Source organism: Cupriavidus sp. 21MJTG02-4 (genome assembly GCF_057798975.1).
Map to the genome: position 1 here is coordinate 101,615 of NZ_JBYOJP010000004.1, position 20,610 is coordinate 122,224.

The following is a 20,610-nucleotide window of genomic DNA, read 5'->3' on the forward strand; positions in this document are numbered from 1 at the left end:
TGCCCCCTTCTGCATCACGGTGCATCGTGGAACGACAGTTCCAGTCCGATGCGCTCGCCCTTGCGGACGCGGCTGATGGCGTGCTTGAGATTGACCCGATAGTAGCCCTTGGTACCCTTGAAGGGGCGTTCCGCCGTGGCGATGACAGCCACATCGCCGATCCTGAGTGGCAACACCGCCGGACGCGACTGCATGCGCGGGCGCTGCTCAGTCATCACGAACTCGCCCCCTTGGAAGTCGACACCCGGCTCGGACAGCACGGCGACAATCTGCATGGGAAACACCTGCTCGCCGTCATTGCGCTGATGCAGCGCTACGTAATCTTCGACGCTGAGCCGACTTAGATGGGATTGCGCCCGCGTCTGGCCTGCCTTCCGATTACGCCGCAAGAAGTCTTCCAGTTCGGCCGGATAGCGATGCTCGACGCCCAGGGTTTCGTTCCATCGGTTGGCAACGATGACCAGACGACGATAGAGGGCTGCGCGCCACTGCTCCAGCGGCACCGGCAGGCCCGTGCTGAAGACCAGCAATTCACCGCGCCCGAGGCCACCGGATGCCAAAGCCACTCTAACGGCACCGGACGCAGAGGTCTGTCGCGCCAGATCACACGCCGCATTGGCACCTAAGAGGCCGGGCAGCACGGCATAGCCTTCGGCATCGAGCTGCAGGCCGATGTCCACCCAGTTCAGACGATCGAGGGTTGTGTCGAACGCAGTCACGGGATGCCTTTACATCAAACTTGGGCCTCGCGGCGCAGCAGCTCGCGCTTGCGATCCACGCCCCAGCGGTAGCCGGCCAGATCGCCATCACGCCGCACGACGCGGTGGCAAGGAATAGCCACGGCGATGTGATTCGTGGCACATGCTTGGGCCACGGCGCGTACCGCCTTGGGTGAACCGATGCGCTCAGCGATCTCGGCATAGCTCACGGTCGTACCCGGCGGGATCTCGCGCAGCGCGCGCCAGACGCGCTCCTGGAAAGCAGTGCCCCGCACGTCCAACGGCAGGTGCAATCCCATCGCAGGCGCTTCGATAAAGCCCACCACCTGGGCAATCAATTGCTCGAATTCACCGTCGCAGCCGACGATCTCGGCCTTGCGGAATTGGTCTTGGAGGTCGCGCACCAGCCGGTCGGGATCGTCGCCTAGCAGGATGGCACAGATGCCGCGCTGGCTCTGCGCAACCAAAATGGCCCCCAGGGAGCACTGGCCCACGGCGAAGCGGATGACGGCACCGACACCACCGGAGCGATACTCCCGTGCACGCATGCCCAGCAACTGCTCGGAGGCTTCGTAGAAGCGGCTGTTTGAGTTGAATCCGCTGTCGTAGATAGCGTTCGTAATGGACGCATCCGGGCTGCTCAGTTCTTCGCGCAGCTTGCGGGCGCGATAGGCCGAGCTGTATGCCTTGGGTGTCAAGCCCGTTTCAGCCTTGAAGAGACGATGAAAGTGAAACGGACTCATGCCGATTTCAGTCGCCAAGTCATCGAGCTGAGGGGGCGTCTCTGATGCTTCAATCATGCGGCAGGCACGGGCCACCAATGCAGCGCGCTCGGCTGCTGCACTGGTCTGGTCACCATGCGCTCGGCGGCTGCAGCGGTAGCCCGCAGCCTCGGCGGTTTCGGCCGAGTCGAAGAACTCCACGTTCTCGCGCTTGGGCAGCCGTGCCGACGAACTCGGCTGGCAGTACACGCCCGTGGTGCGCACGGCGTAGACGAAATGGCCGTCGGCGCCAGCATCGCGCGCCTGTACGGCCGTCCAGCGATCGTCTTCCGTTTCGTAGGCAATGGTCGTCTTCATGGCGGAAGTCTCGTTATCATCAATCACACAGCCAGAATACGCGGGCTTTCTATCGCAAGCACTCCGATTCTTGCGGCCGATATCTCACGAGCGCCTCATAGGGCTCGCGTGCCGGCTTGGCCTCATGGCGACATGGTCCGATGGCGGCAATGTGGCGACCCCAGTCCTCATCCAGTTCAGACAGGAATCTGACGGCCCGCCGGTAGGCACGCGGTGACAGGTCGGCAGCAATAGCCTTTGCATGGATCCCGCTCAAGATCAGAACCCCGCCAGCATGGCAGTCTGCGACGCGAGCTTCCTCTCCTTCACCGCGATCGCCTTCTCGCGCTCCAGCAGCCAGCGCTTGCGGTGCAGGCGTCACGCCGAATTCGCCAAAGAGGAACGTAGCCCGCATGCCCAGAGATACCGAAACGATCGGTGCCTCATAGGCTTGCTCGTTCTTATCCTGGTGCAGCGAAAGCCTGCTGCCAGGCAGGTAGCGATTGACCAGGCAGGCATCGGGCTCGAAGTCGTCAAAGCCCGCCTCAGCGGCAGCCTCATTTGCCAGCCGGGCAAATATCGCCGGCATGGCCGGCCAAGGCTTCCCCGTATCTGGGTCGACGGTTGTGTAGCGATAGCCGCGCCGGTCGGTCGTCCAGCCCAGCGCGCCGCAATTCGTTAGCGCGACCGACATGGTGAAGCCGCCCGGCGTGACCATATGCCGAAAGGGTGAAGTCGCCTCGATGTCCGCAATGGCGGGAATCAGATCGGGCGCATAAGGTAGCGCGAATCTGCGCAGCACGACTGCGGCAGGACCGATGCGGTGGTGCTCCGCAGTTTCCTCAAAGAGTTCGAGCGTTTCCATGCTCACCTCGCATCGTGAAAGATCAGGCCCACAGTGTGGCGTTTGCCGCTGAGAATGCGGCTGACGCCATGTCGCATGGAGACTTTGCGAGTGCCACCCCGTCCCATCGCAGGCCGTTGATTAACGGCGAATACCACCGCGTCACCCTTGCGCAGCGAAACCACATCCGCGCGCTGGCCTTTTGTGGAACGCTCTGTCATGACGAACTCACCGCCAGCGAAATCCTTGCCGGGCGCTGACAGCAGGATGGCCACCTGCAGCGGGAAGACGTGCTCGCCGTATAGGTCCTGGTGAAGACAGTTGTAGTCGCCCTCACCGTACTGAAGGATCAGCGGTGTCGGTCGGGTCTGGCCCGCTTGGTGGCACCGCTGCAGGAATGCGACCAGATCATCCGGGTATTGCACGTCGATTCCCAACTGCAGATTCCAGCGATTGGCAATCGGCGCTAGCCGGCGGTACAGCGCGTGACGTAGCTGTTCGAGCAGCGGCGGCAACGGATAATCGAAGTACTTGTATTCGCCGCGCCCGAATCCATGACGAGCCATGACGACCCGTGTGCGGTAGCCTTTCTCATGGGGGTAGAGCGCCGCGAGCGCATCGCATTGCCCCTCCGTCAGAAGGCCGGGCAGCACGGCGTTTCCGCAAGCATCGAGCGAACTCCCGATGCTCATCCAGTCGTAGACCTCGGGCGTCATGGCAATGTCGCGACTCGCCACGGATCTCATATTGCCAACTCCACAGCTCCGGTTGCTTCATCGGCCAGCAGTGCATGCTTTCGCTCTACACCCCAGCGATAGCCGGAGATCGAACCGTCGCTGCGCACCACTCGATGACAAGGAATCGCTATCGCCAGCACATTGGCTGCACACGCGCCGCCACGGCACGAACTGCTTCTGGTACACCGAGAGTTGGCATTTTGTGGTCATGCGCTTGGGTTGCCCTCCACGCTTGATGGCACTTTGCCGATGAGGTCTCGTCTGGCAACTCCGATTCTTGCGCAACGAAGTTCGGATGTTTTTTACGGCACACGCCGCGCGATTCGCGGTGTTCTTTATAGTCCGGCGTGCGTGGCGACTGCCGCCCCTTGATCTGACGTTGGTGTTCCTGTTGAAGTTGAAAATGCGCTGGAGGGATTGAATACTTCGATCGCAAGAAACAGAGAGCGCCATCGAAGACGGGTCACTACTCTTCATTCCAAGCGAGACATAGCACCTCTCGCTTCCACGAGTCCGGCGCGTCGCCGGCCTTGGTTAAGCGCAAGGGGAGGCCGTTATGTCTATTCGTTTGATCCAGCCAGGTGCATTCGTAGACTGCGGCGACGTTTGGCTGCGTGACCAGTTGGCCCGCCTCGCGCAAAGGCATGCGCAGTTCGGGAGGCGCTACCGGGTCGACGCCGATGCGCTGCTGGCACGATTGGCAAGCACTTCCAGAGAGGCAGAGGCGGCAGCAGCGCCCGTTGCTTCAAAGATTTCGACTGGTAACCGAATTCGGCAGGCGACGATTCAAGCCATCGAACACTGTTCACGACTGGATGATTATGCTGCCGCAATCACCATCGCGCACTGAGCGTTATGCGAGATCGCTGTTGGAATCGAACCTGCACGAACTGGCAATGGTGGCCATTGCAAGCGAATTCTTGCCCATTCACCGGCTCGGAACGCCTCGAAGGATGGAAGGCTGAAGTAGAGCCAATTTCAGCCCTTCGAATGGACTGTCTTGAGCGACAGAGACTGGCCGTTCCAGCCCGAACCCGGCCATCGGCTAATCGGTTTTCTCCGGAAATCGGTGATGGACAAAATGAATCGCCCATCAAAGGGCGATCTTTGCAGCAACTGAATCCACGCGGACAGCGCAGGTAGTGGCGGCAGAGCGGATGGGGCGACCCCGCTCGCTCTGCCTCTTGTCGCTGCTCAATGCTGCAGGGCCGCGACCATGCCGCCCAGGTTGTTGATGGTGTTCGTCACACTCTTCATGTCGACATTGGTGCGGTTCGATGCATCGACCTGCGTAACAGGTGCGAAGATCGTGTTCGGGCTGGCGAACGAAACGCCGCTGCCACCGGTAATGGCGTTCACGCCGGAATTCACGAAGATGCTGCCGCCGCGCACGGCGCCCATCTTGGCGTGGTCGAGGTCTTGTTCGAGCGAGAGGTTCTGGATGGTCAAGGACATGATGGTCTCCTGGGGTAGGCTGGAATCAACGAGATGAGAGGGACTGGATTTAGTGCTGCGCGGCCTGCACGATGCCACCAACGTTGTTGAGCAGGTTGCTGATGCTCGTGAGGTCGATGTTGGTGCGGGTCGAGGCATCGACCTGCGTGACCGGCGCCACGATGATGTTGGGGCTGGCGAAGGACACGCCGGCGCCGCCGAGGATCGCGTTGACGCCATTGTTCAGGAACAGGCTGCCGCCGCGCACGGCGCCCATCTTGGCGTGGTCAAGGTCTTGTTCGAGGGGCAGGTTCTGGATGGTGAGGGACATGATTAACTCCTTGGGTAGGCTGGTCTGGCTTGGGTTAGAGAGCATCTGGTGTTGCGCTCGAGGTCATATACGCATGGGGTGTGCCAGCTGCTGTCCCAGCGGCTCAATCAGTCGCTAACCATTTGAAATTAAAAAAGAAATTGCGCTGAGTGCCGCGTAGCCATGCCGATGTCCACGCCAGTGTCCGTACGCCAATCCCCAACACATCTCCCCTCTCTGTTTGCGCCGCGACGACATATCGGTCGGCGGGCGTCCGTGGATACCCACATTGACGGTGAACTTCATCTGCGTAAAAATAAATTCATAAATATGAATATCGCCTGTATTGGCCAAGGTGGCCGGACCAGGTCAACGCCGCACTGGAGACAACCTTTATGAAGCCGAATTTCCGTCGCCGCCTGATGCTTTGCGCTGCCGTGCTGGGCGCAATGCCCGCACTGGCCTGGAGCGATACGTACCCGAGCAAGCCGATCCGGCTGGTGGTGCCGTTCGCCCCGGGCGGTGCCACCGACGTGGTGGCGCGCCTGATCTCACAGAAGCTCGGCGAGGCGCTCAAGCAATCGGTGGTGGTGGAGAACCGGCCGGGGGCCAACGGCATTATTGGCACCGACGTCGTCGCGCGCGCCGCGCCGGACGGCTATACCTTGCTGCTCAACACGGCTGGCGCGCAGACGCTCAGCCCGCTGATCTACAAGGCCAGCTATGACCCGATGAAGAGCTTCGAGCCGATTTCGCTGATCTCCAATATCGGCTTCGTGATGGTGGTGCATCCATCGGTGCCGGCCAAGTCCGTGCAGGAATTCGTCGCGCTGGCCAAGTCCAAGACCCGGCCGCTGAGCCTATCGGCGGGCAGCAGCATGATCGAGCTGATCGGTGCGAGCTTCAAGGCGAGCGCCGGCACGCCGGATGTGGTGAGCGTGTCTTATCGCGGCACCGGCCCGCAGATGCAGGCCGTGGTCGCCGGAGAAGTGGACATGACCATCGATCCGTTCAATTCGATGGCCATGATCAAGGCCGGCAAGCTGCGCCCGCTGGCCGTGCTGTCGGACAAGCGTTCGCCCGCGCTGCCTGATGTGCCGACGATGCAGGAGGCCGGCTATAGCGGCATGGCATTCGGTTCATGGGCCGGCCTGCTTGCCCCGGCAGGGACGCCGAAGGACATCGTCGCGCGGCTGGGCAAGGAAGTGACCCGGATCGTGGCGCAACCCGACATCCGGGAAAAGCTGGCTGCCATCGACTACGAAGCCGTTGGCAGCACGCCGGAACAGTTCGCCAGGACCATTGCCGACGATACCGCGCGGTGGAAGAAGATCGTGAAGGAGACGAACTACAAGGCGGGCTCTTAACTGGCGGGTTCGTAACACCTGGCGCCCGCGCCGCCCAGTATCGCCGCAAGCGTGCGTGTGCGCATGGCGATGCGGTAGACGCGCTTCAGGAACAGGTGGGCGTCGTGCTCCCATGCGAAGCCGATGCCGCCGTGGACCTGGATGGTCAGCCGGGTGGCTTGCGTCGCCGCCGAGGTGACCAGCCGGTTCGCGGTCTGTTCGATACCGCTGGCAATCGCGCCGTCGGCCGCCGCCTCGGCCAGCAACTGGCGAATCGCATACCGGCCGTTGTCGAGCGCCACCCAGGCGTTGGCAAGCGGATGCTTGATGGCCTGGTACTGGCCGATCAGGCGGCCGAACTGCCGGCGTTCCTGCGCGTAGGCAATGGCCATGTCCAGCGACGCCGAGGCCGCGCCAACCATTTCCGCCAGGCCGAGCGCGAGCGCGCGGCGCAGCACGGCGCTCATCCGCGCTGGCGGCACGGAAAACACGCACTGCGCAGCGGGCGCGGCATCCGGCAGGCGGCCGAGGGCGACGCAGGCGTCGAGGCCATCGACAACGGCCACGTCCGCGCCGTCGTAGCGCTGGATCACCCAGCGTGCGCGATCCGCATCGCACGGCGCCACGCGGTAGTACTGGACGCGCCGACCGTGGTAGTCGACGAAGCGGCCATCATCCGTCCCGGTGTCGATGCGTCCGCTTGCGGGAAATTGGTCCAGCGGCAGCACGGTGCCGGACGCCATCAGCTCCGGCACGGCTTCGCCGAGCGGTCCCAGCACATAGGCGCAGAAGCCCAGCGGCAGGGTTAGCAGCGTGCGGCCCAGCGTCTCGCCGATGCCAAGCGCCTGGGCACTGTCGCCTTCGTCGGCCCCCGCGTTGCCGACGTCCAGCCAGCCGCCTTCGGCAAGCCCGGTCCACATGGCCGCATGCGCCGGCTCGTCCAGCGTGTGGCGCGCGCGCGCATAGCTGATCGGGTGCTGCTCGCACAGCATGCGCGCGAACATGGAAACCAGCATATCGTCGGATTCAGTTTGCATGGGTGCTCTTGTCCTTAGGCAGGCCCAGCAGGCGCTCTGCAATGATGTTTCTCTGGATCTCGGAGGTGCCGGCCACGATGGTTTCGGCGCGCGACCAGAGGAATTCGCGCACCGTCGCGGCATCTTCGGCGTATTCGGCGTACGCGCCGCCGGCTTCGGGGCCGACCACGGCGCCTTCGCCCGACAGTTCGAGCTGAAGCTCGATCACGGCCTGGCGCGTCTCGCTCCACAGCAGCTTGAGGATGGCGCCGTCGATGCCGGGCGTGCTGCCTGCGGCCACACGGCGGATCACCTGTTCCACGCGCCAGCGGATGACCTGGCAGCGGTCGCGCGCGTCCTGCAGGCGGTGCGCGCAACTGCCGCGCTCGTCGGCGGCAAGGCTGGCGCGGGCAAACAACGCCTCGGCGTGGTGCAGCTCATGCTCGAGCTGCACCACGCGCGGCAGGAAGTAGGTGCCGCGCTCATACTCGGCGGCGGCCATGGCAATGCGCCAGCCGTCGCCCGCCTCGCCGACGATGTTCGCGACGGGCACGGCGACGTTCTCGAAGAAGACTTCGTTGTAGTCCGACTCACCGGTCATCTGCCGGATCTGCGAGACCCGCACGCCGGGCGCCTGCATGTCGATCAGCATGAAACTGAGGCCGCGGTGGCCGGTGCTGCCGGGATCGGTGCGTACCAGCGCAAAGCACCATCGCGCCAGATGCCCTTGCGTGGTCCAGATCTTGTGGCCATTGACGAGCCAGCCATCGTCGGTAGGCGTGCCGCGCGTGCGCACCGAGGCCAGGTCCGAGCCGGAGCCGGGCTCGGAGTAGCCCTGGCACCAGATCTCGGTGCCGAGCCGGATGCCGGGCAGGAAGCGCGCCTTCTGCGCGGCGGTGCCGAACTGCAGCAGCGTGGGCGCCAGGATCGCGTGCGCGATGCTGTTGATCGGCTGCGGCGCGCCATGGCGTGCGCACAGTTCGTGAAACGCGATCAGTTCCGCGGTCGGCAGGGCGCGGCCGCCGTACTCGTGCGGCCAGGTGAGCGAGACCAGGTTCGCATCGCACAGCAGCGTGTTCCAGCGCATGCGGCAGGCCTGGCCCGGGTTGGCATGCGCCGGGTAGGCCTGGCGCAAGGCCGCCAGCGCGGGCATCAGCCACGCGCTCGCTTCCGACCGGAAGGCGGTCGTTGGGGTGGGATCGTTCATATCAGTATTTGCAATCTGCGATGGTGACGGGCGCAGCGTTCAGGTGGCGGCCGGTGGCGTGAGGACGGCCGGCGGCGCGCTCCAGGCCAGCGGGCCGGCGATCCACTCCGCCAGGCTTTCCGGAGAAAGTCCCGCTACCAGCGCCCTCGGCACGAAGCGTCCGTCGACAACGTCGAAGATGCCGATATCCGTGTAGACGCGACGCACCACGCCCTGCGCGGTGAGCGGGAGTTGGCATTGGCCGACCAGCCGCGACGTGCCGGCGCGGGTCAGGGTGTCCATCATGACCCACACCGTGGGGGTGCCCACTGCGAGATCCATGGCGCCGCCGACGGACGGTAGCGGATCGGCATCGCCGAGCGACCAGTTGGCCAGGTCGCCGTTGGCGGCCACCTCGAAAGCCCCGAGTACGGTGATGTCGAGATGCCCGCCGCGCATCATCGCGAACGACAAGGCGTGGTCGCAGATCGACGCGCCGGGATTCAGGTGCACGAACTCCTTGCTGGCGTTGATCAGGTCAGGGTCCGGGACGGCGTCCGGGCCGAGCCGTCCCATGCCCAGGATGCCGTTCTCGCTGTGCAGGTGGAGGCCAAGCTCCGCCGGAATGTGTTCGGTAACCAGCGTCGGCATGCCGATGCCGAGGTTGACCACGGCAAAGCGCGGCAAGTCCTGCGCCACCCGTTGCGCAATCTGGTGTCGGTTCAGGCGTTGCATGCGGGCCTCCGGATAATGCGATCGACAAAGACGCTCGGGGTCATGACGTGGCACGGATCGAGCGAACCCGTGTCGACGACGGCATCGGCTTCCACGATGGTGGTGGCCGCGGCGGTGCACATGACCGGGGCGAAGTTGCGCTGCGCGTAGCGGTAGACCAGGTTGCCGATGCGGTCGACCCGCGCCGCGCGGATGAAGGCGTAGTCGGCATGCAGCGGTGGCTCCAGCACGTAGCCGCGCCCGTCGATGACGCGCGTCTCCTTGCCCTCCGCGAACGGCGTGCCATAGCCGGTCGGCGTAAAGAACGGTCCCAGTCCCGCGCCCGCGGCGCGCATGCGCTCGACCAGTGTTCCCTGCGGCATCACCTCGACCTCCAGGCGCCCGGCCACGACCTGCTCGCGGATGGCGTCGGAGCCCGGCATGCGCGGGTACGAGCAGACGATCCTGCGCACGCGTCCAGACGTCACCAGCGCCAGGAAGCTGGCATCGCCAGCGCCGGCGTTGTTGTTGACGAGTGTGAGATCGCGCACGGCGGTGCGCGCGAGCAGCGCGGCAAGCAGGTGCGAAGGAATGCCGGCACCGCCGAAGCCGCCGACCAGGATGCTGGCGCCCGAGCGCACGTCGGCCACGGCCTGCGCGGCGCTGTCCATGAGCTTATCCTGCATGGTTTTGCTCCAACGGTTGCCAGGCCGTGCGCCCGTAAGCCAGTTCACGCGCGGTGTCCGCCTCGCGGCAGCGGAACGCGACATCGTTGTTGTCGTGGTCATGCCAGCGTTCGACGATCACCGCGCGGCCGGGGTAGGCCACGCCGGAAAAGCGAATGTCCAGCCGCGACAGAAAGGCATCGGGCGGCTGCGGCGGCATCAGCAGGACGCGCGACACCAGCCCCGCCAGCGCGGCGCCATGCAGGATCGGCGCCGGCAGGCCGGCAAGCCGCGCGCTATGCGGATCGATATGGAGCGGGTTGCGGTCGCCGGTCAGCCGGTAGATCGCCGCCTGGTTGCGGCTGGTCGGCACCACCACGCTATGGTCGGGGCCACGTTCGGGTGGTCGTGGAATCGCGGGCAACGGCGCATCGGAACGCGTGCTGTCGCCGCCGGAGTATCCGCCGTCGCCGCGGCAGACATTGACCTGTTCGATCCGGGCAAGCGGCTGGTCCGTGGCCTGTTCGAAGAGGGTCCGTTCGGTCACGACCACGGCACCGCTTTGCGCGCCCTTGTCGATGATCCGCGCGACGCGGCTGCGGCTGTAGACCGCCGCGGACGTCGCGAGCGGACGGTGCAGCGTGATGCGCTGCTCGCCGTGCACGACCTTGCGCCAGTCGATGCCGTGGACGGCATCGCGCATCCAGAAGCCGGGGTAGGCGATGACGGATACCATCGAGGGCAGGGCGGTGAGCGTCTCTTCGTAGAGATAGCCGACCTCGTCGCCCAACGCCGCGTCGTCGCTCAGTCCGGCGCCCACGCCCAGTGCGTAGAGGATGCAGTCATCTGCGTCGTAGCGGTGCGGCAGGGGCGCGAACGCCGTCGCCTTGAGCTGGTGATAATCCAGGGCCATGCGCGCTCCTTACACCGGGTCCCACGCGAACACTTCGGCCGAGGTGTCGAGCGGCATGAACGATTGCCGCAGCGCCGGCATGCCGTGCGTGGCGATGGTCTGCGCGCTCCAGCCTTCGGAGCGGTGCACCGACTTGGCCGGCCGCGCCTGGCTCATCAGGAAGATCTCGTTGAGGCGGACGGCAAACACCTGCCCGGACACCTGGGCCGATGCATCCGACACCAGGTAGGCGATCAACGGGGCGATGGTCTCCGGGCCCATGCGACGGATCTTCTCGATATGCACGGCCTGTGCGGCAGTCTTGGCCGGAATGGTTTCGGTCATGCGGCTCCATGCGAGCGGCGCGATGCAGTTCGAGCGCACGTTGAAGCGCTCCATGTCCAGCGCGATGGCCTTCGACATGCCGACGATCCCCAGCTTCGCCGCGCAGTAGTTGGCTTGGCCCCGGTTGCCGATGACGGCGGAGTTGGACGTCATGTGGACCATGCTGCCGCTGCCCTGGGCGCGGAAGTGTTCGGCCGCCGCCCGGCTGACATGGAAGGTGCCGTACAGGTGCACGCGGACAACGGCGTCGAAGTCCTCCGGCGTCAGCTTGTAGAACATCTTGTCGCGCACGATGCCGGCATTGTTGATGACCGCGTCGATGCGGCCGAAGTTGTCCAGCGCGGCTTCGATGATGCGGCCGGCGCCGCTGGCCTCGGCCACCGAATCGCCGCTCGCCACGGCCTGCCCGCCGGCGCGGCGGATCTCTTCCACCACCGCCGCGGCGCCGTCGCCGCCGGCTTCGCGGCCATCGAGCGATACGCTGAGATCGTTGACCACCACGCTGGCGCCCTGGCGCGCCAGCTCGATTGCCGCCGCGCGCCCGATGCCGTTGGCGGCGCCCGTGACGACTACTACTTTTCCATTCAACATCGCTCTACCTCTCTCTTGAAAGTATCGTGGTGGCCTGCGCGCTGAGCACGCCGCCGTTGCCATGGACCAGCGCGGTGGTGGCGCGCGGCACCTGGCGCTCGCCGCATTCGCCGCGCAGCTGCCTGACCGCTTCTACCAGCGCGAACATGCTGTACATGCCCGGATGCACGCAGGACAGGCCGCCGCCGTTGGTGTTGACGGGCAGCGCACCGCCGGGCGCAATGCGGCCGTCCTGCACGAAGCGTCCGCCTTCGCCCTTGGGGCAGAAGCCAAGGTCTTCGAGGAACAAGATCGGATTGATCGTGAACGCGTCGTAGAGCTGGACCACGTCCATCTGCGACGCGTCGGTGCCGGCGCGGCGGAAGGCCAGTGCGCCCGATTCGCGTGCGGCGGTCACGGTCAGGTCCTCCATGCACGAGATCTGCCGGTGGTGGTGCGCCACGGCGGTGCCGAGCACATAGACCGGCGGCCGGCGCAGGTCGGCCGCGCGTTCCGCGCTGGTGACGACGATGGCCCCCGCGCCGTCGGTGACCAGGCAGCAGTCGCGCACGGTGAAGGGCGAAGACACCACCCTGGCGTTGACCACGTCATCGATCGACAGCGGCTCGCGGCGGAATGCCTCGGGATTGCGCTGGGCCCACTGGCGCGCCGATACCGCGACCTCCGCAAGCTGTTCGCGCGTGGTGCCGTACTGGTGCATATGGCGCATCGCTGCCAGCGCGTAGCTGGTGGGCGGATTGAACGGCGCGAACGGGTCTTCATACGGATGCGGGTCCAGCTTCGCCCGCCCCGGCGAGGTGGCCGACACGCTGTTGCCGCCGCGCGGCGTCGCTCCATAGGCGATCACGACATTGCGGCAGAGCCCGGCGCGGACGGCGGCCGCCGCGACCAGCAGGTGCCCGACGAACGAGGCGCCGCCGATCTGCATGCTGTCCGAAAAGGCCGGGCGGATGCCGAGGTATTCGGCCAGCTTGACGATCCACATCGACGACGACAGGCTCGCGCTCATCAGCCCGTCGATATCCGCCATGTCGAGCCCGGCGTCCGCCACGGCCGCATGAATAGCGCGTGAAGAGATCTCAAGGTCGGTCTGACCACCGGCATCGCCGATACCCGCGGTGGCGCTGCCTGCGATGGCGATGCCGGCGCGCATGGCCTGGTCCCACTCGATCATTGGCTGGCCCCCTCGAAAAATACGATTCGCGGCGGCTCGGCGCGGTCGTCCACGCGGGCGCGCACCGCCATCCCGATCCGCAGTTCGCCCGGACCCGTGGCGGGACACGTGGACATCATGCGGAAGCCGTCTTCCATGTCGACCAGCACCACGTTGCGTCCCGGCCGGTCGCCTTGAGCGGGGATTTCCGAGTACGAATAGACCGTGCCGGCGAGTCCCATCGGCACCCAGCTGTAGTCGGCGCTGCGGCAGCCCGGGCAATGCGTGCGCGGGAAGAAGAAGCGCTTGCCGCAAGCGCCGCAGCATTGCACCTTGGGCGTGCCCTGGCGCAGCCCCTGCAGGAAGGCGTGCTCGGGCGACTCCGGCTGCCCCGCGTGGCTTGCCGTGGCGTCATTCATCTTTGACTCCGGCCTGCTGCACCACGCCTTTCCACTTGTCCATCTCGGCCGCCACGAAGCTGCGGTACGTGGGCAGGTCCATGTCGCCGGGCTCCGAGCCCGTGGAGCGGATGTAGTCGGCCGTAGCCGGCTTGGCGATGGCCTTGCGGATGCCCTTGTTGAGCACGTCCAGCACTTGCGGCGGCGTTCCGGCCGGCGCATAGACGCCGACCCAGGTGGTCAGGTCGAAGCCCTTGTAGCCAAGCTCGTTGAGCGTGGGAACCGCCGGATAGAGCTTGCTGCGCTGCGCCGACGCGATTGCCAGCGGCACGATCTTGCCGGACTTCAGGTACGCGGTGGCCGTGACCGACTCGGCGATGCCGAACGGCACCTGCCCGGACACCAGGTCGGCCATGGCCGGGCCGGCGCCCTTGTAGGCGACGTGCACCAGCGGCAGCCCGCTCTGCGCGCGCAGCAGTTCGCCCACGATATGCGGCGCGCCGCCGATGCCGGCCGTGCCGAACGGGATGCTCGAATGGGTCTGCCCGTACCGCTTGAGATCGGCGAAGGTCTTGATGTTCAGGCCGGTGTTGACGAGCACGAAATTCGGGCTGATCGCCAGCAGCGCGACCGGGTCGAACGCCTTGCGCGCGTCGTACGGCAGCGACCGCTTGAGCGCGGGATTGATCACGTGGCTGGTGGCGCCCACCAGGATCGTATAGCCATCGGCGGGCCGTCGCGCGACGTACTCGGTGGCGATCTGTCCCGTCGCGCCGGGTTTGTTGTCGACGATGAAGGTCTGCCCGGTCTCGGCCTGCAGGTCCGCCGCGAGCTTGCGCGTGAGGATGTCCGTCATGCCGCCGGCGGCATAGGCGACCACGAGCGTGACCGGCTTGGAGGGGTAGTTGTCCGCTGCCTGTGCTGCAGCGGCGGCCAGCAGCGCAAGCGGAATGGCGATCGCCATGCGTTTCATAGGGTCTCCTTGTCTTTCTCTGTTGGTTGAAGCGTCTTCATGCAGCCCCGCAGGGCGACCGCCTACTGCGGCTCGATGCGGGCATCCCTGACGATGCCGCTCCACTTGCGGATTTCGCTGCCGACGAAGGTCCGGAACTCGGGCACGCCCATGTGCCCGGGCGTGGTGCCTTGCTGCATCAGCGTGTTCCTGAAGGCCGGCTCGTTCATCGAAGTCACGGCCACCTGTTTGAGGCGGTCCACGATCGCGGGCGGGGTCCCGGCCGGCGCGTAGAAGCCGATCCAGATCTCGGTCTCGTAGCCCGGCACGCCTTGTTCGGCGATGGTCGGCACGTTCGGCAGCATGGCGTTGCGCGCACGCGTGCTCACGGCGATGGCATTGAGCTTGCCGGCCTGGATGTATTTGATGGCGGTCAGCGCATCGACGAAGGACGCCTGGATCTGGCCGCCGAGCAGGTCATTGACGGCCGCCGCGGTGCCCTTGTACGGCACATGCAGAAGCGGGGCGTCGGTACGGCTGGCCAGCAACACGCCGGAAAGGTGGGTGGTGCCGCCAGTGCCGGCCGATCCGTAGCTGACACTGCCGGTGCGCCTGGCATAGGCCAGGAATTCCTGCAGGTTATGCGCCGGCACCGCCGGGTTCACCACGAGCACGTTCGGCGTGCTGGCCAGCAGCGCGACAGGCGCGAAGTCGCGCTCGGTGTCGTACGGCAGTTGCCGGGTGATCGATGGGTTCACCACGTGCGCCGTGGTGGTGACCATCAGCGTGTAGCCGTCGGGCCGGGCCCGCGCCACCCGCTCGGCGCCGATGATGCCGCCGGCGCCGACGCGGTTTTCCACCACCACGGGCTGGCCCAGGGCCTTCTGCATGGTCCTGGCGAGCTGGCGGGCCAGCACGTCCGTCATGCCGCCGGCGGCGAACGGGACCACCAGGGAAACCGGCTGCGCCGGGTAGTCGGCGGCCTGCGCGAGGCTGGCCAGCAGCACCAGGCCCGCGCAAAGCAAGCGCGGGCCGAACAGCGAAAAGCGTTTCATCTCTTGATCTCCTCCAGCGTTGTCCGCTTGTTGTTCTGGTGATGTTTTTTGAACGCGGGCCAATGGTAGAGATGGATCGATTTATGACACAATCGACTTCTGTTCATGATTGAAGTCCATATTGGAATGAATATCACCTACCGCCAGTTGCGTCTCTTTCTTGAGGTGTTCGAGACCCGCAGCATCACGGCGGCCGCTGGCCGCCAGCACATCACGCAATCGGCGGCCAGCAAGGTGATCGCGGAACTGGAGGCGCAGCTCGGCTTCGACCTGTTCGACCGCACCACGCGGCGCGTGGAGCCGAACGACGCCGCGCGCGAGTTCCATGCGTTTGCGGTCGACGTGGTCGCGACCATGCAGGCCGCCACACGCAGCGTCGAGGAGCTGATCGCGATGAAGCGCGGCAAGGTCAGCATTGCGGCCTCGCCGCTGATGATCTACGGCTTGCTGTCCGGCCCGATCGCCGACTACCGCGAGCGCTTTCCCGGCGTGCGCTTCGAACTGCACGAGCTATCGACCGACGAAGCGGTCGATTGCGTGCGGGCCGGCACGGTGGATTTCGGCCTGGCCGCCGTGGACGCCGAGCTGCCCGGCGTGGCCACGACGGTGGTCTACCGGGACAGCATGCGTGTCGTGGTGAACGACCAGAACGCGCTGGCACAGCGCGCTTCAGTGTCGCTGGCCGAACTGGCCGACAGCGAGCACATCAGCCTGCGGCGCTTCTACAGCGTGCGCCGCACGCTGGACCAGCTGGTCGCGGGCAAGGGCGTCAGCCTGCCCAGCGGCATCGAAGTTGGCACTCTGACCTCGGCGCTCGGCCTGGTGCGCCGCGGCGCCGGCCTGCTGATTGCGCCCGGCTATGTCGCGGCAATTGCGCAGGAATGGGGCATGCGCACCCTGCCGATCGCCGACCTGCCGCGCGATGTCCATCAGATCTCGATGATCCAGCGGCGGCTGGCGCGTCCGACGCTGGCGGCGCGGCAGTTCCTGCAGGAACTGGTGCCGCGGCTGGACCAGGGTGCGGGCGGCAATGCAGTCGGGCGAGCAGGGCGCTAAAGCTCGATATATTCCAGATGGCGATGAAACTATGAAAGCAATTCGCTTGTGGGAATTAGTGTGCGGTTCCAACATGGCGGCACGGAACACACTAATGGAACTCCTTCATGAAGGCCCTGATCGCGGCAATCGCCGTCTCCGCAGCATTGGCCCAGCCTGCGTGGTCGCAGACTGACAGCTATCCCAATCGACCCGTCAAGCTGGTCGTGCCCTTTACGGCCGGCAGCGCGTCGGACACCGCCGCGCGCATCATTGCCGAGGAAGTGCGCAGCGCGATCGGCACCGTCGTCATCGACAACCGGCCGGGCGCGAATGGCATCATCGGGGCCAGCTATGTGGCCAGGTCTCCGGCCGACGGTTACACCCTGCTGCTGACCAGCAGTGCCACGCATTCGGGCATCGAGGCGCTGTACAAGCGTCCAGGCTATGAGCCGATCAAGGATTTCTTGCATATCTCGCGCATCGCCACCATTCCGATGGTGCTGGTGGCGCGCCCGGATGCCCCGTACAAGACGGCGCGGGAGCTCTCCGCTTACGCTCGCAAGAACCACGTGCGCTATGGCTACGGCAGTGGCTCGGCCCAGATCGCCGCGGCAACGTTCTCGCAGATGGCTGACGCGCCGGCCGACGCCATTCCCTACAAGAGCCAGCCGCCCGCGGTGACGGACCTGCTCGGCGGGCAGATCGACTTCATGGTGGCCGATACCTCGGTCGTCATGAGCTTCCTGCGCGGCGGCAAGCTCAATGGGCTGGCCGTCACCGGCCCGAAGCGCCTGCCGGAACTGCCCGGCATGCCAACCATGGCCGAGGCCGGCTACAAGAATTTCGACCTCGTGGTCTGGGTCGGCCTGGCCGCCCCGGCGGGCACGCCGGCCGCCGTGGTCGACCGCTGGAACAAGGCCGTCAGTGCCGCGGTGGCGCGTCCGGCCGTGGTGGAGAAGCTGGCCCACCTCGGCATGGTGGCCAGTGCATCTAGCGTGCGCGAACACGCGGCCTTCGCCGTCGCGCAGCGCGAGACCTGGACCTCGCGCGCGGCGAAAGCAGGGGTGGAGCAGCAATGACGGGCGCGCATGAACAAGCGGGCACGGCTGCCGGTCCGCTGGCCGGCGTGCGCGTGCTGGACCTGACCTCGGTCATCATGGGCCCGGTCTGCACCCAGGTGCTGGCCGACTACGGCGCCACGGTGATCAAGGTCGAGCCGCCGGATGGCGACGTGATGCGGCACGCGGGCAGCAAGCGCGCGGCGGGCATGGGCGCGATGTTCCTGCACGCCAACCAGGGCAAGCAATCGGTGGTGCTGGACCTCAAGCGTGAAGCGGACCAGGCGGCGCTGCGCGCGCTGCTGCCGGACATCGACGTGCTGGTCCACAATGTCCGCCCGCAGGCCATGCGGCGCCTCGGGCTGGACCACGAATCGGTGCACGGGCTCAACCCGTGCATCGTCTATGCCGAGCTGACCGGCTATGCCGAAGGCGGCCCGCTGCACGGACGCGCGGCCTATGACGACGTGATCCAGGCGCAGACCGGGCTGGCTGAGCTGTTCGCGCGCCAGAGCGGCGGCGCGCCCATGTACGTGCCGACGCTGATTGCCGACCGCGTCACGGGCCTGACGGCCGCGCACGCCATCATCGCGGCACTTTATGCGCGCCGGCAGAGCGGGCGCGGCGATACGCTGCGCGTGTCGATGTTCGAGACCATGGCCGCCTTCGTGCTGGCTGACCACCTGGGCGGCGCATCGTTCGAGCCCGCGGCCGGGGCCATGGGCTACAGTCGACTGCTCACGCCGCACCGCAAGCCGTATCGCACCGCGGACGGCTTCATCGCAGCCGTGGTCTACAACGACAAGCATTGGCGCGCGTTTTTCGACGCGGTCGGCGACCTGGCCAGGTTCGACGCCGACGCAAGGTTCCAGACCGCGGCGGCGCGCGCCGACAACTACGACGCGATCTACGGTTACCTCGCCGAAGTCATGGCGACGCGCACCACCGCTGCGTGGATCGCGCTGCTGGAGCGCGCGGATATTCCTTGCGCGCGCGTCAACCGCGTGGAGGACTTGCTCGATGACGCGCAGCTGCGCGCCGTGGGCTTCTTCGATGAACGCGATGGTGGCGATGCGGGCCAGCGCAGGATCGCGCCGCGCTTCCGCGCCCCGGCAGCATCGGCAAGCGCCGCCGCGCCCGCGCCGGCGCTCGGTCAACACAAACTCCCGAATGGAAATTGAGATGCAAGACCTCCAACCACTCCAGCACATCAGGCTCGAACTCAGCGAACAGGGCGTGGCAACCATGCAGATCGCCAATGGCACCTCGCTCAACATCCTCGACTCGGACACGATCGTCGAATTCACCGGTGCGCTGCGCGCGCTGGCGCGCCACCGCGACGTGCGTGTGCTGGTCCTGCGCGGCACCGGCGACAAGGCGTTCATCGGTGGCGCCAATATCAAGGAGCTGGCGAAGCTGGCGCCGGACACTGCGGTCGCCTTCATCACGCGGCTGCACGACCTGTGCGAAGCCGTGCGCGATTTCCCGGTGCCGACCATCGCCCGCCTGTCGGGCTGGTGCATGGGCGGCGGCATGGAGTTCGCGGCGGCGTGCGATATCCGCATCGCGGATACCGAGGCCAACTTCGCCATGCCCGAAGTGCGGATCGGCATTCCGTCGGTGATCCACGCCAACCTGCTGCCGCGCCTGATCGGCGAAGGCAATACGCGCTGGATGCTGCTGACCGGCGCGGCGATCAACGCGACGCGCGCGCACGACTGGGGCTTCCTGCATGAGGTCGTGCCCAATGCAGCGCTCGACGACACCGTGGCCCATACCGTCGGCGAGATCCTGGAATGCGGCCCCGATGCCGTCAGGGCGCAGAAGGCGCTGCTACGCGCCTGGGAAGACCCGTCGATCGAGCGCGGCCTCAAGCACAGCATTGCCCTGTTTGGCCAGGTCTATGAGGGCACGGAGCCGGACCAGTACATGGCGCGCTTCCTGGAGCGGAAAAAGAAGGGCTGACTGCGGAGAGGGCGAGGGTCCTTCGGGTCACCGAAGCGCGGCAGGCCGGGTAACATTGCCCGACGTTTCCCCGCCGCCTTGCCATGAACCTGACCCTCAGAGAATTCCGCGTCTTTCGCGTCGTCTACGAACTGCGCAGTTTCAGCGCGGCATCGCTGGCGGTGCACATGACGCAATCGGCCGTCAGCAAGGTTTGCCAGGAGATGGAGGCCAAGGTCGGCCAGCGACTGTTCGAGCGTTCCACGCGCAAGGTCGTGCCGACGCAGCTGGCGGACCAGCTCTATGGCTACGTCTGCGAGGTGCTCGGGACCATGGATGCCGCGCAGCGCAGCCTGCTGAGCCTGCTCAACCTGGAGCAGGGCGAGGTGCGCGTGGCGGCCTCGCCGATGATGACCTACGGCCTGCTGCGCCAGCCCGTGGCGGAGTTCCAGCAGGCCCATCCGGGCATCCGCACCGGCCTGCACGAACTGTCGACCGACGACACGATCGACTACGTGGTCAACGGCAAGGCCGATTTCGGCCTGGTCTCGATGGAGGCCGATCACCCCAAGCTGGCGATCGAGCCCCTCTACGACGAAACCATGTACGTGGTCTGCGCCGCCGGCCATGCGCTCGCGCGCAAGCGCAAGCTGAGCTGGGAGCAAGTGGCGCCGTTCCCGCATATCTCGATGCATCCGTCCTTCAGCACGCGCCGCACGGTGGACCGCATCTATGCGGAAAAGGGCCTGGCGTACCGCTCCGCGATCGAGGTCGGCACGGTGCTGTCGGTGATCGGGCTGGTGAAGTCGGGCATTGGCGTGGGGATCCTGCCCGGCTATGTCGGTGACTTCGTCGCCGATCTCGGGCTCGCGTGGCGGCCGCTGCCGACGGCGCCTGGCGCACACCCGATCGCGTTGATCCGGCGCTGGAACGCCCGGCTGTCCAACCCGGCCGAGACCCTGATCGATGGGGTCAAGGCCTTGCTGGCGCCGCGCATGCGCCAGGGTGTGCCGGTCCGCTAGCTGTTTTTTCTCCCCGGACGTCGCTGCACGAGGCAGATGATCCACATCTGTCTTAGGCATGTCACGACAAGTGGCCTACCGCACGCAAGCGGCAATGTGAGCTTGGAGCGCCCGCCAACCATCGACTACGGTT

The 20,610-nt window shown here is 66.0% G+C and carries 22 protein-coding genes and 2 pseudogenes; 7 read left to right on the forward strand and 17 right to left on the reverse strand.

Annotation, left to right across the window (positions count from 1 at the left end; translation table 11 throughout):
* Window positions 1-14 precede the first annotated feature (14 nt).
* From AC3FKH_RS09785 to AC3FKH_RS09805, 5 genes and pseudogenes are all read right to left on the reverse strand, one after another.
* Entirely contained in the window at window positions 15-719 is a 705-nt protein-coding gene (locus AC3FKH_RS09785) for a 2OG-Fe(II) oxygenase (RefSeq protein WP_488675051.1), read from the reverse strand.
* 14 nt (window positions 720-733) lie between these two features.
* Window positions 734-1,798, reverse strand: coding sequence for a bifunctional DNA-binding transcriptional regulator/O6-methylguanine-DNA methyltransferase Ada (gene ada / locus AC3FKH_RS09790; RefSeq protein WP_488675053.1), 1,065 nt, complete (start codon window positions 1,796-1,798; stop codon window positions 734-736).
* Window positions 1,799-2,042: 244 nt separating this feature from the next.
* A pseudogene (locus tag AC3FKH_RS09795) lies at window positions 2,043-2,642 on the reverse strand (alpha-ketoglutarate-dependent dioxygenase AlkB); the annotation flags it as partial.
* A gap of 2 nt (window positions 2,643-2,644) precedes the next feature.
* Entirely contained in the window at window positions 2,645-3,337 is a 693-nt protein-coding gene (locus tag AC3FKH_RS09800) for a 2OG-Fe(II) oxygenase (protein WP_488675055.1), read from the reverse strand.
* A gap of 26 nt (window positions 3,338-3,363) precedes the next feature.
* Window positions 3,364-3,548: pseudogene (locus AC3FKH_RS09805) on the reverse strand (methylated-DNA--[protein]-cysteine S-methyltransferase); the annotation flags it as partial.
* 366 nt (window positions 3,549-3,914) lie between these two features.
* Between AC3FKH_RS09805 and AC3FKH_RS09810 the strand changes: the two are divergent.
* Complete coding sequence (locus AC3FKH_RS09810; RefSeq protein ID WP_488675057.1) at window positions 3,915-4,208, forward strand: hypothetical protein; 294 nt, start codon at window positions 3,915-3,917, stop codon at window positions 4,206-4,208.
* 344 nt (window positions 4,209-4,552) lie between these two features.
* Here the strand turns inward: AC3FKH_RS09810 and AC3FKH_RS09815 are convergent, their stop codons facing one another.
* Both AC3FKH_RS09815 and AC3FKH_RS09820 read right to left on the reverse strand, forming a co-directional pair.
* On the reverse strand, window positions 4,553-4,813 hold the full coding sequence (locus AC3FKH_RS09815; protein ID WP_488675058.1) for a hypothetical protein: 261 nt from the start codon (window positions 4,811-4,813) through the stop codon (window positions 4,553-4,555).
* A 49-nt stretch (window positions 4,814-4,862) separates the two neighbouring features.
* Window positions 4,863-5,123, reverse strand: coding sequence for a hypothetical protein (locus AC3FKH_RS09820; protein WP_488675060.1), 261 nt, complete (start codon window positions 5,121-5,123; stop codon window positions 4,863-4,865).
* Between the two features lie 374 nt (window positions 5,124-5,497).
* On the opposite strand from AC3FKH_RS09820, the gene AC3FKH_RS09825 reads away from it, so the two are divergent.
* A complete protein-coding gene (locus AC3FKH_RS09825; RefSeq protein WP_488675061.1) occupies window positions 5,498-6,469 on the forward strand; it encodes a Bug family tripartite tricarboxylate transporter substrate binding protein in 972 nt (323 codons plus the stop codon).
* On the opposite strand, the gene AC3FKH_RS09830 is transcribed toward AC3FKH_RS09825, so the two are convergent.
* The 10 genes from AC3FKH_RS09830 to AC3FKH_RS09875 all read right to left on the reverse strand — a co-directional run bounded on the left by AC3FKH_RS09830 (window position 6,466) and on the right by AC3FKH_RS09875 (window position 15,415).
* The gene (locus AC3FKH_RS09830) at window positions 6,466-7,485 is read right to left on the reverse strand and encodes an acyl-CoA dehydrogenase family protein (RefSeq protein WP_488675063.1); all 1,020 of its coding nucleotides are present in this window, start codon (window positions 7,483-7,485) and stop codon (window positions 6,466-6,468) included. The two genes, AC3FKH_RS09825 and AC3FKH_RS09830, sit on opposite strands and share 4 nt — an antisense overlap.
* Window positions 7,475-8,671, reverse strand: coding sequence for an acyl-CoA dehydrogenase family protein (locus AC3FKH_RS09835; RefSeq protein ID WP_488675065.1), 1,197 nt, complete (start codon window positions 8,669-8,671; stop codon window positions 7,475-7,477). Before AC3FKH_RS09835 ends, AC3FKH_RS09830 begins: the two co-directional genes overlap by 11 nt.
* A gap of 39 nt (window positions 8,672-8,710) precedes the next feature.
* Window positions 8,711-9,385 (reverse strand): CoA-transferase, encoded by a 675-nt coding sequence (locus AC3FKH_RS09840; RefSeq protein ID WP_488675066.1) that lies wholly within the window; start codon window positions 9,383-9,385, stop codon window positions 8,711-8,713.
* A complete protein-coding gene (locus AC3FKH_RS09845; protein WP_488675068.1) occupies window positions 9,373-10,050 on the reverse strand; it encodes a 3-oxoacid CoA-transferase subunit A in 678 nt (225 codons plus the stop codon). Before AC3FKH_RS09845 ends, AC3FKH_RS09840 begins: the two co-directional genes overlap by 13 nt.
* Window positions 10,040-10,942, reverse strand: coding sequence for a MaoC/PaaZ C-terminal domain-containing protein (locus AC3FKH_RS09850; protein ID WP_488675069.1), 903 nt, complete (start codon window positions 10,940-10,942; stop codon window positions 10,040-10,042). Before AC3FKH_RS09850 ends, AC3FKH_RS09845 begins: the two co-directional genes overlap by 11 nt.
* A gap of 9 nt (window positions 10,943-10,951) precedes the next feature.
* Window positions 10,952-11,857 carry an SDR family NAD(P)-dependent oxidoreductase gene (locus tag AC3FKH_RS09855; protein WP_488675071.1) on the reverse strand — a complete coding sequence of 302 codons (906 nt, stop codon included), beginning with the start codon at window positions 11,855-11,857 and terminating at the stop codon, window positions 10,952-10,954.
* 4 nt (window positions 11,858-11,861) lie between these two features.
* Window positions 11,862-13,031 carry a thiolase gene (locus AC3FKH_RS09860; protein WP_488675073.1) on the reverse strand — a complete coding sequence of 390 codons (1,170 nt, stop codon included), beginning with the start codon at window positions 13,029-13,031 and terminating at the stop codon, window positions 11,862-11,864.
* Window positions 13,028-13,429, reverse strand: coding sequence for a Zn-ribbon domain-containing OB-fold protein (locus AC3FKH_RS09865; RefSeq protein ID WP_488675075.1), 402 nt, complete (start codon window positions 13,427-13,429; stop codon window positions 13,028-13,030). Before AC3FKH_RS09865 ends, AC3FKH_RS09860 begins: the two co-directional genes overlap by 4 nt.
* Entirely contained in the window at window positions 13,422-14,381 is a 960-nt protein-coding gene (locus AC3FKH_RS09870; RefSeq protein ID WP_488675077.1) for a tripartite tricarboxylate transporter substrate binding protein, read from the reverse strand. Before AC3FKH_RS09870 ends, AC3FKH_RS09865 begins: the two co-directional genes overlap by 8 nt.
* 62 nt (window positions 14,382-14,443) lie before the next feature.
* Complete coding sequence (locus AC3FKH_RS09875) at window positions 14,444-15,415, reverse strand: Bug family tripartite tricarboxylate transporter substrate binding protein (RefSeq protein WP_488675079.1); 972 nt, start codon at window positions 15,413-15,415, stop codon at window positions 14,444-14,446.
* A 126-nt stretch (window positions 15,416-15,541) separates the two neighbouring features.
* On the opposite strand from AC3FKH_RS09875, the gene AC3FKH_RS09880 reads away from it, so the two are divergent.
* From AC3FKH_RS09880 to AC3FKH_RS09900, 5 genes are all read left to right on the forward strand, one after another.
* Complete coding sequence (locus tag AC3FKH_RS09880) at window positions 15,542-16,471, forward strand: LysR family transcriptional regulator (protein WP_488675081.1); 930 nt, start codon at window positions 15,542-15,544, stop codon at window positions 16,469-16,471.
* Between the two features lie 107 nt (window positions 16,472-16,578).
* Window positions 16,579-17,532, forward strand: a complete 954-nt coding sequence (locus AC3FKH_RS09885; protein ID WP_488675083.1) for a Bug family tripartite tricarboxylate transporter substrate binding protein — start codon at window positions 16,579-16,581, stop codon at window positions 17,530-17,532.
* On the forward strand, window positions 17,529-18,692 hold the full coding sequence (locus AC3FKH_RS09890) for a CaiB/BaiF CoA transferase family protein (protein WP_488675085.1): 1,164 nt from the start codon (window positions 17,529-17,531) through the stop codon (window positions 18,690-18,692). Before AC3FKH_RS09885 ends, AC3FKH_RS09890 begins: the two co-directional genes overlap by 4 nt.
* 1 nt (window position 18,693) lies before the next feature.
* Window positions 18,694-19,476 carry an enoyl-CoA hydratase gene (locus AC3FKH_RS09895; protein WP_488675087.1) on the forward strand — a complete coding sequence of 261 codons (783 nt, stop codon included), beginning with the start codon at window positions 18,694-18,696 and terminating at the stop codon, window positions 19,474-19,476.
* Window positions 19,477-19,559: 83 nt separating this feature from the next.
* On the forward strand, window positions 19,560-20,477 hold the full coding sequence (locus tag AC3FKH_RS09900; RefSeq protein WP_488675088.1) for a LysR family transcriptional regulator: 918 nt from the start codon (window positions 19,560-19,562) through the stop codon (window positions 20,475-20,477).
* Window positions 20,478-20,610: the final 133 nt, after the last annotated feature.

Bases quoted from the DNA above. Each gene is read 5' to 3' on its own strand.
- AC3FKH_RS09840 (WP_488675066.1), bottom strand. From the start codon at position 9,385: ATGCAACGCCTGAACCGACACCAGATTGCGCAACGGGTGGCGCAGGAC.
- AC3FKH_RS09810 (WP_488675057.1), top strand. From the start codon at position 3,915: ATGTCTATTCGTTTGATCCAGCCAGGTGCATTCGTAGACTGCGGCGAC.
- AC3FKH_RS09825 (WP_488675061.1), top strand. From the start codon at position 5,498: ATGAAGCCGAATTTCCGTCGCCGCCTGATGCTTTGCGCTGCCGTGCTG.
- AC3FKH_RS09845 (WP_488675068.1), bottom strand. From the start codon at position 10,050: ATGCAGGATAAGCTCATGGACAGCGCCGCGCAGGCCGTGGCCGACGTG.
- ada (WP_488675053.1), bottom strand. From the start codon at position 1,798: ATGAAGACGACCATTGCCTACGAAACGGAAGACGATCGCTGGACGGCC.
- AC3FKH_RS09895 (WP_488675087.1), top strand. From the start codon at position 18,694: ATGCAAGACCTCCAACCACTCCAGCACATCAGGCTCGAACTCAGCGAA.
- AC3FKH_RS09865 (WP_488675075.1), bottom strand. From the start codon at position 13,429: ATGAATGACGCCACGGCAAGCCACGCGGGGCAGCCGGAGTCGCCCGAG.
- AC3FKH_RS09850 (WP_488675069.1), bottom strand. From the start codon at position 10,942: ATGGCCCTGGATTATCACCAGCTCAAGGCGACGGCGTTCGCGCCCCTG.
- AC3FKH_RS09835 (WP_488675065.1), bottom strand. From the start codon at position 8,671: ATGAACGATCCCACCCCAACGACCGCCTTCCGGTCGGAAGCGAGCGCG.
- AC3FKH_RS09875 (WP_488675079.1), bottom strand. From the start codon at position 15,415: ATGAAACGCTTTTCGCTGTTCGGCCCGCGCTTGCTTTGCGCGGGCCTG.
- AC3FKH_RS09815 (WP_488675058.1), bottom strand. From the start codon at position 4,813: ATGTCCTTGACCATCCAGAACCTCTCGCTCGAACAAGACCTCGACCAC.
- AC3FKH_RS09820 (WP_488675060.1), bottom strand. From the start codon at position 5,123: ATGTCCCTCACCATCCAGAACCTGCCCCTCGAACAAGACCTTGACCAC.
- AC3FKH_RS09885 (WP_488675083.1), top strand. From the start codon at position 16,579: ATGAAGGCCCTGATCGCGGCAATCGCCGTCTCCGCAGCATTGGCCCAG.
- AC3FKH_RS09830 (WP_488675063.1), bottom strand. From the start codon at position 7,485: ATGCAAACTGAATCCGACGATATGCTGGTTTCCATGTTCGCGCGCATG.
- AC3FKH_RS09880 (WP_488675081.1), top strand. From the start codon at position 15,542: ATGAATATCACCTACCGCCAGTTGCGTCTCTTTCTTGAGGTGTTCGAG.
- AC3FKH_RS09860 (WP_488675073.1), bottom strand. From the start codon at position 13,031: ATGATCGAGTGGGACCAGGCCATGCGCGCCGGCATCGCCATCGCAGGC.
- AC3FKH_RS09800 (WP_488675055.1), bottom strand. From the start codon at position 3,337: ATGACGCCCGAGGTCTACGACTGGATGAGCATCGGGAGTTCGCTCGAT.
- AC3FKH_RS09900 (WP_488675088.1), top strand. From the start codon at position 19,560: ATGAACCTGACCCTCAGAGAATTCCGCGTCTTTCGCGTCGTCTACGAA.
- AC3FKH_RS09870 (WP_488675077.1), bottom strand. From the start codon at position 14,381: ATGAAACGCATGGCGATCGCCATTCCGCTTGCGCTGCTGGCCGCCGCT.
- AC3FKH_RS09890 (WP_488675085.1), top strand. From the start codon at position 17,529: ATGACGGGCGCGCATGAACAAGCGGGCACGGCTGCCGGTCCGCTGGCC.
- AC3FKH_RS09855 (WP_488675071.1), bottom strand. From the start codon at position 11,857: ATGTTGAATGGAAAAGTAGTAGTCGTCACGGGCGCCGCCAACGGCATC.